The sequence below is a fragment of the Neobacillus sp. 19 genome (genome assembly GCF_049463095.1).
Classification (GTDB): Bacteria; Bacillota; Bacilli; order Bacillales; family Cytobacillaceae; genus Neobacillus.
Genome location: NZ_JBMPZU010000030.1, coordinates 203,569 through 218,040, shown reverse-complemented (window position 1 = coordinate 218,040; position 14,472 = coordinate 203,569). Strand labels below are relative to the sequence as shown.

The following is a 14,472-nucleotide window of genomic DNA, read 5'->3' as shown; positions in this document are numbered from 1 at the left end:
TATGGACGAGAAAATACAGTTGTCAGAACGTGAACAAAGAAAGGTCTTATTCCGCCTGCTTTCCTATACAAAGCCACATAAAAAGATCATCAGTTTTGCCTTTATCTTGTTGCTGTTAACAACGATTGGGGACATTGTCCTGCCGCTTTTAGTCAAAATCTTTATTGATGATTATTTGAAACCCGGGAAGCTAGAGTTTCAACCGCTGCTGATTCTTGGTTCCATTTACATGGGAATACAAGTGGTAAAAGCGATATTGATGTTTTTTCAATTTGTAAAGTTTCAAGAGATTGCCTTATATATTATCCAACAGCTGAGGATTGATGTTTTTTCAAAAGTTCAAGCTCTTGCGTTGAAGTATTTTGATAAAACACCTGCCGGCAGTATCGTGTCCCGGGTAACGAATGATACAGAGGCAATCAAGGATATGTTTGTGACTGTAATTGCGACGTTTATTCAAAGCGGGTTTTTATTGACGGGTATATTTATTGCGATGTTTATCCTGGATGTTAAGCTGGCACTATTATGTGTGGTTATTATCCCAATTTTATTATTTGTGATGAATTTATACAGAAAATTAAGTTCGCGATTCTATTTGGATATGCGTGAACGACTAAGCCAGTTGAATGCGAAACTAGCCGAGTCATTGTCAGGCATGGCGATTATTCAAGTGTTTCGTCAGGAAAAACGCCTGCGAAACGAATTTGGAGATATTAATGAGAAACACTTCAATGCAGGGATGAAAAATATTAAAATTGATGGGCTTTTATTAAGACCGGCGATTGACTTGATTTATATTTTTGCCCTGATTATGGTTCTCAGTTATTTCGGGGTTAACTCGTTCCAACATAGTATCGAGATCGGGGTCATCTATGCGTTTATCAATTATTTGGATCGTTTCTTTGAACCGGTAAACCAAATGATGATGCGGCTGAGCTTGTACCAGCAGGCGATTGTTGCCGGCTCAAGGGTATTTAAATTGCTGGATGAGGAAGATTTGGCTCCAGCACAAAGGGAAGAGAAGAAGATTTCCATTGAAGAGGGAAAAATTGAGTTCAGAAATTTAACTTTTTCCTATGATGGAAAGCGGGATGTACTGAAGGATATTTCTTTTACGGCCAATCCGGGTGAAACAGTCGCACTGGTCGGCCATACCGGCAGCGGCAAAAGTTCGATTATTAATCTGATGATGCGCTTTTACGAATTCGAACGTGGTGAGATTTTAGTAGATGGAGAGTCTATTCGCAACTATACCAAGCCTGAGCTTAGAGAGAAAATGGGACTTGTCCTCCAGGATCCGTTTTTATTTTACGGGACGGTAAAGGATAATATTCGGCTTCATAATGAAGAGATGACAGATGAACAAGTTGAAGAAGCAGCAAGATTTGTTCAAGCACATTTGTTTATTAACCGCCTGGAAGATGGCTTTGACCACAAAGTAGTGGAAAGAGGGGCGACCTTCTCAAGCGGGCAGCGGCAGTTGATCGCTTTCGCCAGAACGATTGCGGCAAATCCGAAAATATTGGTCTTGGATGAAGCGACAGCAAATATTGATACGGAAACAGAAGAAGCGATTCAAACGGCATTAGCTAAAATGCGAAAAGGCCGAACGACTATCGCGATTGCCCATCGTTTATCAACGATTCAGGATGCGGATCTCATTCTCGTACTGCATCAAGGGGAAATTGTGGAACGGGGAACCCATCAGGAACTGCTGACACAAGAAGGCTTATATCATAAAATGTTCCTCTTGCAAAACGGAGCAATGGAGCACTTAAATGGTGTTGTCCATTAAATAGAAGAAAGCCCGGTGCATGCCGGGCTTTCGCATTGGTTTATAGGTTCTGATCTATTAGCAAGCGGATGATGAAACTTTTTTTACATAGTTTCTATTATATTCATTTAAAAGGTTATCGAGTTCCTGGCTATAGCGAATTGCAACGGAGGAAGTGAAGCCGTTGGTTGTGGCGACTTGAATTAATTCAGCTCGTTTTTTTTCAATTAATGCAACTAATTCTTGTTTGATCACGGCCGATTTCCTTTCCGGAGTAACTCCTAATTTTAGGGAAATTATAGATTAATAGAATACCAAGATGGGCATTGTTTTACTAGTATAACCTATGATGTAAATAATTTCAAAGATATTTGTAAAATAATATCCAATATTTTAGGCTTGAAAATGGAAAATATGAATTTTTTTTGAATTGTTATCCTTTGGGTCACAAATATTCATGTTAACCATTATCATTTAGGCAAAAGTTTTGTTAGAATGGAGAGGTATCGACTATATTGGGAGTGTTAATATGTCTGATGTAAATATATTTTTGGCATTAGGGGCAGGATTTTTAAGCTTTATTTCGCCATGCTGCCTGCCGCTGTATCCTGCGTTTCTATCCTATATTACCGGGATGTCTGTCGGCGAATTAAAAAGTGAAAATGCGATGCTACAGAAGCGAAGCCTGTTACATACGTTATTTTTCTTATTAGGATTTTCCATCATTTTTATTGTCATTGGATTTGGAACATCCTTCTTTATCGGCCGCTTTTTTGTTGAATACAAGGATTTAATCCGTCAGCTCGGCGGGATCTTCATTGTTTTATTCGGATTAATCATTGTGGGCGTCCTAAATCCGCAGTTTTTGATGAAGGATCGTCGTGTCGAATTTAAAAATCGTCCATCCGGATATATTGGCTCCATTTTAATCGGGATGGCCTTTGCAGCAGGCTGGACGCCTTGTACAGGGCCCATTCTGTCAGCAGTCATTCTGCTCGCGGCGTCAAACCCAGGCTCAGGTGTGTTATACATGACTGCCTACTCATTGGGCTTTGCGATTCCATTTTTAATTTTATCGTTCTTTGTGGGCCGCATGAAATGGATCAAAACACACAGTGGCAAGATCATGAAATTCGGCGGCTATCTTATGATTATTATGGGGATTGTCCTGTTCTTTGACTGGATGACGAAAATCATTACGATCTTTTCCGGCCTTTTTGGCGGCTTTACAGGTTTCTAAATAATTTTTGCGGGTTTGCAAAAGGTTGCCATTCTCGTAGTTTTTAAGTTTTTCCTTCTTTTGGATGTGTTCCCTGTGCATTTCAATATTGGGAACATAAATACAGTGAAAAATTAATAGCAAATTGGATCAATTGAGATATAATGGGGTAGTAAATAATTAAATAAGGGAAGTATGGTCGAATGAATTACGTTCTTATTTCTTCAATCGGAGCTGTTTTGATGGGCTTCTTTGCGTTGTTTGTCCGTATGAAGGCAGCAAAGAAACCGGCAAATGTGAAAAAAATCATCATGCCGCCAATCTTTATGTCGACAGGTGCCTTGATGTATATCGTTCCGGAATTTAGACTTACCCCAATGGAAATTTTAGAGGCTGTCATCGTCGGAATGGTATTTTCGATCTTACTTATCAAAACCTCTAAATTCGAAGTTCGCGACAATGATATTTATTTAAAACGCTCAAAGGCGTTCATCTTTATTCTGATTGGCTTGCTAGTCCTTAGACTTGTTTTAAAAACCATTTTAGCAAGCACCATCGACATCGGTCAGCTAGGCGGCATGTTCTTCCTGCTGGCATTCAGTATGATTGTGCCATGGCGCGTGGCCATGTATCGATCTTACATGAAACTTTATAATGAGCTCCATGGAATAAAAATGATTTAAACTGCAGGCACTGACTCTTTCTTGGGTCAGTGTTTTTATTTTCTTTGGAGAAGGGAAGTTCTACATGTGTGTTTTGATGAAGGACTTTTTGAAGGAAAACGTGAGAGGAAATGTCCGTCACAAATCATGATGAAGGACTTATTTAGAAGAAATCATGAGAGGAAAAAGGAGGATTAATATCAAAGAAGAGCAGTACTATTTATATTTTGTAGTGCTGTTCATAATTAGCAAAAATAAAAACCGTTCGTTGTGAACGGTTTAGAACAAGTGCTCATATGGGGCAACATCAATTTGATTTTGAAACAGTTTCTTCCGTAAAAATTTATGATCTCGTTTCGGCGTCGCCTGAATATAGCCACGAATCACCAGCTCTTGCGTGATGATGGGGGCATTTTCTTGAATCGCCAATTCACCAATTTTTCCTGCTATTTTATGCCGAGCAACATCACGGAACAGCTCGGGAACAGGGCTGACCAAATCCTCAAGAAGAGCTTTTTCCTCGTCCTTCCACAGGTGACGCGACTCATTGACATAATGCTCTTCCCAATCCATGACCGATTTGCCATTCTTCCTTCGGCATTTTCTTCAAAAACTTGCGGAACATAAAAAATCCGCCGATGGAAAATGCACCGATTAAAAAAACAACCCAAAAAAGGATAAACCATAAAAACCAACCTTGCAGCTGTGCCATTTCATTCACCTACAAAAAACAATATTATGTCTTATTATAGTCTGTTTAGTGGAAAAATGACAAGTTATCGTTATGATATTGAAGTGGAAGGGCAATTAATAAGGCTTAAAGCGCAAATTAAGCCAAATGAAAACCTTGTCGAAAAAGTGACAAATCCCCCGATTCTATTGATAAATACTATATTCCATTGTAATATGGTTACAAATGATATCAACATAAAATAATAGTTATGATCATTAATATAATCATCCTACGGGGCTGATTGGGGTGCTGGTGCCCTCCACAGTCTTCAAAACTGCTTGAGACCTGCGTGCCAGGTCTGGTGGGTTCGATTCCCACGCAGTCCCGCCAACCTTAACTTATAAAGGTTTATGACGATGTGTGAGAAGTTATTTTGAGGAAAAAGTTGTTGGCCAACAACATAAAATTTTATCTTTGGTCACATTTTGGTACATTGAATTTTTAATAATTTACATAGGTTTATATATTCAGCTGCTCAAATTGATGGGCAGCTTCTTTTTGGCATTTTCGGTAACACATGAGTGTATGTGTCCAGCATAATCTCGATTGTTGAATGTCCCGAGACACAACTTTTAGATGTACTCCTTGTTGCAGCATACTCAGCCAGATTGTGGAGGAGTAGTTTAGCATTAATAACCGGGAACAGTACAATGAGTAAATGAGGATTTTTTTATGAAATAGAAGTTGAAAGCATGACAACCAAGGGGAAGAGAATTTTTCTGATGATGATTACTCTTCTCCTTTTTTAGTATGCTATGATATTTAACAATGTACGTGAAGGGATTTGTTGTTCATATCGCGAAAGAAGTACTATAAAAATTTCGTGATAAAGGAGAGCTTCTTTAGATGAATCTAAATGATTTAGCTAGGATATTGAATGAGATGTACTCTAATGCTCCTGAGGGCGATCGAGTAGCAAAAGTTCATTTATTTGGGGTAAAATATGCAGAGTGTATATTGAGAAATAACTATAAAGCTACTGAGGTTGTTCGTTTATCAGGTATAAAACCGTCATTTGCAACTGAAGTGAGTAATGGAATTAAGTTGTCTAAGTATGTAGTGCCTAGGGTGCATGAATGTTGAAGGTGTCTACAAATTCGTGGAAACTCTATCGAAAGTAATGTCAATAAGATCATTGATGATCAGAGAATAGAAATAACAAGTTACAGAAGGGAGAATAGACAATGGCTACAACAATTGAAGTGAACAAACAGAGTGTCAAACAGTTACTAGAAACAGGCAAAGTTAATAAATTCATTATCCCTGAGTATCAACGTCCATATGCTTGGTCTGATGAACAAATTCAAACGCTCTTTGATGATTTAGTAGAGTACACGGAAAATGATAATGAAAGCACTTATTTTCTGGGAACGATTGTTTCTTACGAAAATGAGAACAATGAACAGGAAATTATAGATGGTCAACAGCGCATCACTTCTTTGTTTTTATTGCTTCGAGCACTTTACACAAAGCTTAATTCAATGACAGAAACAAAAGAAGTGAAAAATTTTAAGGGGCAAATTGAATCGGCATTGTGGGAACAGGATGAATTAACTGCTGAGGTTGATTACGAAAAAACGCTTATTGAATCCAGGGTGATGGGGGATGAAGGAAATAAAACTTTCACCAACATTCTTATCAGTGGCACTATTGAAGAAGGAGCGAAAGATAACTATTCGTTAAACTACAAATTATTTACAGAGCTAATAGAGAATTATGCTTCAAACGAGCCAGAGTTGTTTTTCTGGTTTATCCGAAATGTTTTGAACAAAGCGATTTTATTACCAATTTCCGCAGACTCACAAGATACGGCATTAACAATCTTCTCAACTCTGAACGATAGAGGACTGGCTTTATCCGATGCAGATATTTTTAAAGCAAAGATCTATAATCACTTGGATGCTGATGGGAAAGCAGTTTTTATTGAACAGTGGCAACAACTTGATTATGAAGCTTCAAATGCGAGTGAAAGTATTCAAAAATTGTTTTATTATTATATGTTTTATTTGAGAGCGTTAGAAAACGATAGAAATACAACGACACCAGGGGTAAGGAAATACTACTCAAGGAATAATTTTGAGCAATTATATAAGAAGGAAGTGATGAACAACCTAAATACGGTGCTTAACTTATGGCTTGTAGTTAATAATCGTGTAGAAATCGAAGATGAAGACTGGTCGAAAAATATTGAAATTAAAAAAGTACTTGATGGGTTATCTTCGTATCCAAATGAATTTTGGAAGTATCCAGTAGTCATTTACTATCTTAAATATCATGGTTCGCAAGATTTTGAAGAACTATACCTGAAATTTCTCAAGAAACTACTCGCAGTTTTAGCGGCGCTGTATATAGTTACGCCAACTATTAATGCTGTAAAGCGAGGAATATTGAAATTAAACTCTGAAATTATTAGATCACCTATGCCAACATTTGATTTTGCTACAGTAGATGAACAGGAATTAAAAGGGAAGATTAAGACGGCTCACCGTAATACTGTTCGTATGATATTGAAGATTCTTGCTTATCAAAGCCAAGAGGAACTTCTTCCCGAGAAGTGGGAAATAGAGCATATTCTTCCCTCAGAAATGGCAATCAAGTTATTTTCCAAGCAATTCTGATGGAGAAGTAAAAGAGTTAGTGGAACATATAGGGAATAAGATTCCGTTTGAGAAAAAGCTGAACATTATTGCAAGTAATGGATATTTTAAAAAGAAACAAGAAAGTTACAAAAAATCAAAAGTAAAGATATTACTCGACCTTTCTAACCAGCATAATGACTGGGGGCTAAATGAAATTCGAGAAAGAGATATTCGGATTTCTGACGAGTTGTTAATCTTACTAAATGATTGGGGGTTAAATCAATCTGACTTTCCAGTTCAAGAAGTACAATCTCCAATTCCAACCGCTGAAGAATTAAAGATGATTGAAGAGTTAAAGAGAAAAGGTTTAATTTAAGAGAATAAGTTGATTTAACCTAATTGTAATGCAAACATATAAAAATATTATCATTGCAATGGATACGAGTGTGGTCGGAGATAAAACAGTATTGAGGGAGAACTGCCAAAGAATTTGCTAGTTAGCTGCAGAATGCTACCGGTAATAATAAATTCGGGCTAGAGTTGCTAAAGAAATGATAATAATAAAATAAGTATGGGGCAAGGGCTGCAAAAACGCACTTACTCTTATTGATATTTTTATTACCCTGCGAGTTAGAATAGAATTTTTTTGCATCGTTCGCAGTGAAGTCAAAATAAAAAAATTGGTGCCTGTCACTACCCGTTATTGTCAAAATCGACATACTTAGGGGTGTGAACAGGCTCTTTATTCACATGGGTTTTTTCATCATTTACATAGGTTATTTAATGAGCTGCTCAAATTGATGGGCAGCTTCTTTTTGTGTTTTTGGTAACACATACAGTGTATGTGTCCATCGTGATCCAAATTGTCGAGTGTCCTAATCGTTCGGAAACTACTTTTGGATGTAACCTTGTTGTAGCAATAAAGTAGAGTATGTATACCATAAATCATGAAAACAGATATAGGGTAATCCACTTTTTTTAACCATCTTACGATAATTTCTGGCCATTTCGGTGGGTTAAAGTGGGTTGCCATTTTTTTGAGCAAAACTAAATCTAAATCCTGATATTCCTGACCTAATAAAAGCTGATCCTAATTGATACATAGCGATTACAGCAGCAGCTACTTGCTATACCTTATGATGAAGAAAAAATAAATTAATGCGTTGGAATATCCCTGATACAAATTTATTAGTTGTTTTCCAAGATAATGATTTTAAGAGGGTTATTGTTACTGTTACTTTTCGGAAATTCGTGGTATTTATCACTTGCATATATTATTTTCTGTTATTTTGCTGTAATTTAAACGTATTGGAACATCACTTTTCTAATATAAAAAAAATTTATGATAGTTAATAAACAAACAATATTTTTTTAATTCGATAAATTATGATAATTTTTATATAACACCTTTATAGTTTTATTAAGATAAGAAAAAGTAACAAAGAGATGACGGGGATAAAGGAAGCAAAATGGGAGGAAATTATCATGAGGAGAACAACGGGGCTTAACATTGCAAATCGTATGGATCGTTTACCTATTTCTTCAGTTCATAAGAGGGTAATTTTTGCTTTAGCAATTGCTTATTTTTTTGAATTCGCAGATTTGAATACGTTTTCATATGCAGCACCTGCATTAATGAAACAGTGGGATTTGCCAATGAATGTTATTGCAACCATTAACGCCAGTGCTTTCTTCGGAATGTTTTTGGGGGCTACCTTAGGCGGCATGCTTGGCGATAAAGCAGGAAGAAAGAAAGCTATTGTTATTGGACTAGTACTATTATCTTTATTTTCAGGGTTGAATGCCCTTGCTTGGGATGTATGGTCACTGTCAATTTATAGATTTGTAACAGGGATGGCTGCTTCGGCTTTATTGGTGAATGCGAATACTTACATAATTGAATTCTTCCCAAAAGCTGTTCGCGGTAAGTATCAAGCATTAGCGGTAGGAATTGGTATTACGGGTATCCCAATTACGGGTTATGTTGCTAGTTTGGTAGTTCCTTTGGGGGATTTTGGCTGGAGACTTGTATTTATATGGGGAGCGCTTGGAATCTTCGCTTTATTCGGTATCGTAAAATTATTTGAAATACCACGTTGGTATGAAATGAAGGGACAAGTAAGTAAAGCGAAAGCAACCCTTGAACAAATTGAAAAAATCGTTGCAAATGAAAAAGGTCCTTTAGCTAAGCCAGATCCTGAAGTTTTAGTTGCACGAGTAACTTCTGGTAAAATGTCTGATGTTTTCAAGGGGATTTACCGGAAACGGACAACCATTCTAATTGCCGTTTGGATTCTTCAAACAATCGCTTTCTATGGATTTGGGTCATGGGTTCCAACTCTATTGGTAAATCAAGGAATTGATATCTCGAAGACCTTACTTTATAGCACATTAATTACCTTAGGTGCTCCATTAGGCGCATTTACAGGTGCAATGATTTCCGACCGCTTTGAGAGAAAAACAAATATTATTGCTGCTTGTTTCTTCCTTGCAATTGCGGTGTTCTTATTCGGGGCCACATTAAATCCTGTTATGATCGTTATCTTTGGCTTCCTTATTAATTATATCGAAAGAACCTTCTCATCAAATCTATATACTTATACATCAGAACTTTACGGAACAGAAGTGCGTTCTTTTGGGCAAGGAATGACATATGGAATCGGCCGTGCTTCTAATATAATCGGACCATTTATTATTAGTTTTGTATACACAGGATTTGGATACTTAAACGTATTTATTCTAATATCACTTGTTTGGGTTTTAACAGCTGTAGCTATCTTCTTTGGTCCACGTACTTCTAAGAGAAGTCTTGAAGAGATCAACGGAACACAATCGAATGAAAAATTTGCACAATCATCTAATCTTTAGTCTGAAAAAACGGCACCCTGCGGGGTGTCTTTTCCATTCGTCAGGATAAATATTTGGTATCTGTATACTAGACTTAATTTTTTTATAGCACTTATAATCTATCATAAATTTATTTTATGCAGTCGTATAAATTTTTAATATTTTTTTTATTTCAAATATTATATTAAAGTTATATTAAAGATCATACATCATGAAAGGGGATTTAATCATGGAGACGGATGTTTTAGTAGTCGGTGGCGGGAATGCTGCTCTCGCTGCTGCACTATCAGCTCGCGATCAAGGGGTAAAGGTGCTAGTAATTGAAAGGGCTCCTAAATTTTATCGCGGCGGTAATAGCAGACTAACCCGGGACTATAGGGTAATGAATTTACAAGAGAATGAATATATGACTGGCATGTATCCTGAGGAAGAATTCATGGAGGATTTAAGGCGTGTTGCTGGGGGGGAAATCAATGAACCTATCGCAAGATTAGTTGTTCGAAAATCCGAGGAACTTCCGGACTGGCTTAACAAACAGGGAATTCAATGGCAGCCGGCATTATCTGGGACCCTTCATTTAGGAAGAACGAATATCTTCCAGCTTGGCGGTGGTAAGGCTGTAATGAATTCGTACTATGAAACCGCTAAAGAAAAAGGGGTAGAAGTCTGGTACGATTCCATGCTTGAAGATATAGAAATAAGTGGCACTAAGTACAAGGCTGCTAAAGTTCGCCGGAATAACCGAATCGAGACAATTAAATCAAAAGCGATTATTTTCGCTTCAGGTGGTTTCGAAGCAAATATAGAATGGCACAAACGTTACTGGGGAGACGCCGCTGAGAATTTTATTATCCGTGGTACCCCATATAATCAGGGGAATGTTCTTGAGATGCTGCTAAATAAAGGTGCAGCCAAGATAGGAGAACCCGATGCATTTCACGCCGTCGCGGTTGATGGCAGGGCACCAAAGTTTGACGGAGGTATTGTTACCCGGCTTGACAGTGTTCCATTTGGGATTGTGGTAAATAAGAATGGTGAGCGGTTCTACGACGAAGGAGAAGATTTCTGGCCGAAACGCTATGCAATTTGGGGAGGACTGATTGCCCGGCAGCCAGATCAAGTTGCTTACTCGATCATTGACAGTAAGTCACTTGAAAAATTCATGCCTTCTGCATTCGAACCAGTATCTGCAGGAACAATCGAGGAATTGGCGGAAAAACTGGGCCTTAACCCTACAGTGGTAGCTAAGACGGTTGAGGACTTTAACAATGCGGTTCGTCCGGGAACGTTTAATCCAGGTGAATTAGACGACTGTAAAACAGAAGGATTAAAACCGGTAAAAAGCCATTGGGCAGTACGGATCGATAAGCCACCATTTTATGCTTATCCGCTTAAGGCTGGAATTACATTCACATACCTTTCTGTAGAAGTAAATGAACAGGCAAGGATCAAGTGGAAGAATGGAAGCGTCTGTGACAATATGTTTGCAGCAGGAGAAATGGCAGCAGGTAATGTACTGCGCCGTGGGTATCTGGCTGGGTTTGGACTCACAATGGGTGCAGTTTTAGGAAGAATTGCAGGGGAGGAAGCAGCAAATGCAATCAAAAGAGCTACTAGATGATGGAAAACGACAAATGAGATTATGTAATGCATGTCGCTACTGTGAGGGATACTGCGCCGTATGGCAATCGATTGAGTGGCGCCGGGATTTCACAGATAATGATATGACTTATTTGGCCAATTTGTGCCATGATTGCCGGGACTGCTACTATGCGTGTCCATTTACAACACCACATGAATTTGGAATTAATCCGCCAAAACTGTTTTCGGAATTGCGTGAAGAAACCTATCGAAAGTATGCTAGCCCCAGAATATTTGCCAAGGCCCTCGGAGAAAAACGCAGCGGCTTTTGGATTGCATTTTTCTTTGGCATCATTTTAATGTTAGCTTTAATTTTGGGAACCAACGGAACTTCTGGACTTTTAGGAGCTCATGTAGGAACCGGAGCATTTTATAAGTCTATGTCAGAGGCTGTTATGATTATTGTTTTCTTGGCTTTCGGAATCTGGATGGTTGGCGGCTGGTTAATCGGAATGAGCAGATTCTGGAAGGACATTAAGTCGGCAAAGTCTGAAAAAATCATTGGAAAAGATATTGTGACTGGTACAAAATATGCGCTAAGCCTTCGTTATTTGGGAGGAGAAGGTGCAGGTTGCAATTATCCAACCGAGGAGCCTTCTACTATTCGCCGTAAGTTTCACCATTTTGTATCTTATGGTTTTATGCTGTGTCTTGCTTCAACAACATTAGGGGCATTTTACTCACATGTATTATTCATTCCTGCGCCATATCCTGTGTACCATCCAGTAGTAATTCTTGGAACCTTAGGCGGCATTGGAATTATGATTGGAACGATTGGACTGTTGGTACTTAAAGCAAAAAGCGATCCTGAAGTCAACGACGAACAAGCGGCAAAGTCAGGAACTTCATTTATTGTTTCATTACTAGTTGTTGCAGCGACAGGGATGATCTTGTTGATGGCTCGTGAAACGGCAGCAATGGGAATTTTGTTGGCAATCCATTTAGGAAGTGTTGCAGCGTTATTCTTCACTGCTCCATATACTAAATTTGCACATTTTGTATATCGTTATTTAGCTCTTATCCGTTATGCACAAGAAGAGCGCATTGCAAAACAGCCTGTAAAAGAAGAAGTGAAAGTTGGAAAGCAGCCTTTAAAGCCAGGTACAACGGTTGTGGGTAAATAATTAATTACTGTATGTTATAAGCTAAATATTATGAAAAAACACGGCAATGCCAGGATTTAGTAACTTAATATGATCGTATTTATTAATAAAAGGTCTTTCGGTTGTTTAACGGAAGCCCTTTTATTATGACGCAATATTTTGTAACGGCTTTCCAAATTTTAAAAGGTCCATCATAAAAATGTACAAAGGACAATAAGAATAATTTATTTTACACTGCACTGTACGTAAGGTCTCTACCATCTTTTAAAAATATAATAAACATGGCACGACATTCAATGATAGAATGTTGTGCCATGTTTACGGAAGCATTTACTGTTTAATTAATAGTTTTGTCTTTTCATCAGAATAGCTGGCTGCGGTGGACCCAGCTATTTTTCCAAATACTGCGCCCGACATCAAACCTGATCCACCAGGATAGTTTTCGTAAAAAATTCCACCAATCATTTCCCCAGCAGCAAATAATCCTTCTATAGGTCGTTCTTCCTTATCTAACACTTGGCCTAATGGATCTACGTGCAAGCCACCAAATGAGAATGTAATTCCACATGTTACAGGGTAAGCATAGAAAGGAGATTGTTCAATACGAAGTGCCCAGTTTGATTTAGATGGAGTAATTCCCTTCGTACATTTGCCATCTTTCTCTGCAGGTTTATATTCACCTTCCTGTACAGCACCGTTGTACTCTTCAATTGTTTTAAGGAATTGCGATTTATTTACTGGCAGCTGATCAGCAAGCTCTTCCAGGGTATCTGCTTTATAAAACGTTGCTTCATTTAGGTCGTATTCTTTCCGAAGCATCGAGCGGACCTGTGCATCATAAATTTGATAGGCTACATGACCAGGCTGTTTTAACACCTCGTGTCCATATTTGGCATAGGTGTAGCTTCTAAGATCTGCGCCTTCATCTACAAAACGTTTACCTTGATTATTTAACATTACACTGTATGGATAGGAATGTTTTTTGAAAATATCTCCAGGCTTTGTAAAGTCACCAACTTTTGGAGCATTATAATCTGTTCCGATTGAATGACATCCAGACCACTCTCCAAATTTTTGAGCGCCAACTTCAAGAGCCATTTTAATACCGTCTCCAGTGTTAAACTCAGTTCCACGAACTATGGCAGCTTCCCATTCCGTACCAAGGTTTTCAGTTCTCATTTGCTTATTCGCTTCAAAGCTGCCGCAAGCTAAAATAACACCCATTGTATTCACAGAAACAATACTACCTTCTTTTTCAACAACTACCCCAGTAATTTGGTTATAATCTGTTTTTAATTTCACGGCACGAGAATTATACCAAATATCAATGCCAAGTTCTTCTGCCCGTTCAAAGAGCCTCTTCATTAAGCCCACGCCTTTATTTTCAGTTTTAAGGGGTAATCCACCCCAAAAATGACGTTTACCGTCCTGAAAAAAGGACTGATTATCATAATTCAATTCAAACTTAATTCCTTGGTCTCGCATCCATACAATCGTTTCATAAGATTTGGAGACCAATTGCTCTGCCAACCCAGGGTGGCTATTACCATTTGTTACACGCATTAAATCATTATAAAAATCAGATTCACCATAGTCAGGTAAAACAATCATTTCTGCCTCTTCATTTGTTAACTGAGGAATTACTCTTCTAATAGCTTCTAAATTATTGTATGCCACCCGAATTGCTCCATCGGTAAAAAAAGAGTTTCCACCCCGTTTTTCAATAGGACCCCGCTCCAATACAAGAACTCTAGCACCATTTTCTTTTGCAGAGATGGCAGCACATAAAGCAGCATTTCCTGCCCCAACAACCACTACGTTATAATTTTGTTTATTTTCCATTATAACCACTCCTTTTATGTTAATAATAAAGGAGCATTTAAAATAAAAAAAATATTGTTTTTTTATTAGAAA

The 14,472-nt window shown here is 38.0% G+C and carries 11 protein-coding genes, 1 tRNA gene and 1 pseudogene; 10 read left to right on the top strand and 3 right to left on the bottom strand.

Annotated features, from left to right (window positions below):
- Window position 1: 1 nt before the first annotated feature.
- Window positions 2-1,795, top strand: coding sequence for an ABC transporter ATP-binding protein (locus tag ACO1D1_RS08515; protein ID WP_423335601.1), 1,794 nt, complete (start codon window positions 2-4; stop codon window positions 1,793-1,795).
- Between the two features lie 57 nt (window positions 1,796-1,852).
- Here ACO1D1_RS08515 and ACO1D1_RS08510 read toward each other — a convergent pair whose 3' ends face one another.
- Window positions 1,853-2,029 carry a Spo0E family sporulation regulatory protein-aspartic acid phosphatase gene (locus tag ACO1D1_RS08510; RefSeq protein ID WP_423335600.1) on the bottom strand — a complete coding sequence of 59 codons (177 nt, stop codon included), beginning with the start codon at window positions 2,027-2,029 and terminating at the stop codon, window positions 1,853-1,855.
- A 274-nt stretch (window positions 2,030-2,303) separates the two neighbouring features.
- Between ACO1D1_RS08510 and ACO1D1_RS08505 the strand changes: the two genes are divergently transcribed.
- Complete coding sequence (locus ACO1D1_RS08505; protein WP_149869682.1) at window positions 2,304-3,014, top strand: cytochrome c biogenesis CcdA family protein; 711 nt, start codon at window positions 2,304-2,306, stop codon at window positions 3,012-3,014.
- Window positions 3,015-3,196: 182 nt separating this feature from the next.
- The gene (locus tag ACO1D1_RS08500) at window positions 3,197-3,676 is read left to right on the top strand and encodes a CcdC family protein (RefSeq protein ID WP_423335599.1); all 480 of its coding nucleotides are present in this window, start codon (window positions 3,197-3,199) and stop codon (window positions 3,674-3,676) included.
- Window positions 3,677-3,934: 258 nt separating this feature from the next.
- Here ACO1D1_RS08500 and ACO1D1_RS08495 read toward each other — a convergent pair.
- Window positions 3,935-4,367 (bottom strand): annotated as a pseudogene (locus ACO1D1_RS08495) (DUF2621 domain-containing protein).
- A gap of 254 nt (window positions 4,368-4,621) precedes the next feature.
- Between ACO1D1_RS08495 and ACO1D1_RS08490 the strand changes: the two are divergent.
- The 7 genes from ACO1D1_RS08490 (at window position 4,622) to tcuB (ending at window position 12,579) form a co-directional block, all read left to right on the top strand.
- Window positions 4,622-4,718 (top strand) — tRNA-Sec (locus tag ACO1D1_RS08490).
- A gap of 516 nt (window positions 4,719-5,234) precedes the next feature.
- A complete protein-coding gene (locus tag ACO1D1_RS08485; protein WP_423335598.1) occupies window positions 5,235-5,471 on the top strand; it encodes an HTH-like domain-containing protein in 237 nt (78 codons plus the stop codon).
- A gap of 101 nt (window positions 5,472-5,572) precedes the next feature.
- Window positions 5,573-7,006, top strand: coding sequence for a DUF262 domain-containing protein (locus tag ACO1D1_RS08480; protein WP_423335597.1), 1,434 nt, complete (start codon window positions 5,573-5,575; stop codon window positions 7,004-7,006).
- A complete protein-coding gene (locus ACO1D1_RS08475; RefSeq protein WP_423335656.1) occupies window positions 6,957-7,343 on the top strand; it encodes a GmrSD restriction endonuclease domain-containing protein in 387 nt (128 codons plus the stop codon). Before ACO1D1_RS08480 ends, ACO1D1_RS08475 begins: the two co-directional genes overlap by 50 nt.
- 1,109 nt (window positions 7,344-8,452) lie before the next feature.
- A complete protein-coding gene (locus ACO1D1_RS08470; RefSeq protein ID WP_423335596.1) occupies window positions 8,453-9,835 on the top strand; it encodes an MFS transporter in 1,383 nt (460 codons plus the stop codon).
- Window positions 9,836-10,043: 208 nt separating this feature from the next.
- On the top strand, window positions 10,044-11,435 hold the full coding sequence (gene tcuA, locus ACO1D1_RS08465) for an FAD-dependent tricarballylate dehydrogenase TcuA (protein ID WP_423335595.1): 1,392 nt from the start codon (window positions 10,044-10,046) through the stop codon (window positions 11,433-11,435).
- Window positions 11,410-12,579 carry a tricarballylate utilization 4Fe-4S protein TcuB gene (tcuB, locus tag ACO1D1_RS08460; protein ID WP_423335594.1) on the top strand — a complete coding sequence of 390 codons (1,170 nt, stop codon included), beginning with the start codon at window positions 11,410-11,412 and terminating at the stop codon, window positions 12,577-12,579. Before tcuA (ACO1D1_RS08465) ends, tcuB begins: the two co-directional genes overlap by 26 nt.
- A gap of 309 nt (window positions 12,580-12,888) precedes the next feature.
- Here tcuB and tcuA (ACO1D1_RS08455) read toward each other — a convergent pair whose 3' ends face one another.
- A complete protein-coding gene (gene tcuA, locus ACO1D1_RS08455; RefSeq protein ID WP_423335593.1) occupies window positions 12,889-14,400 on the bottom strand; it encodes an FAD-dependent tricarballylate dehydrogenase TcuA in 1,512 nt (503 codons plus the stop codon).
- Between the last annotated feature and the right edge of the window lie 72 nt (window positions 14,401-14,472).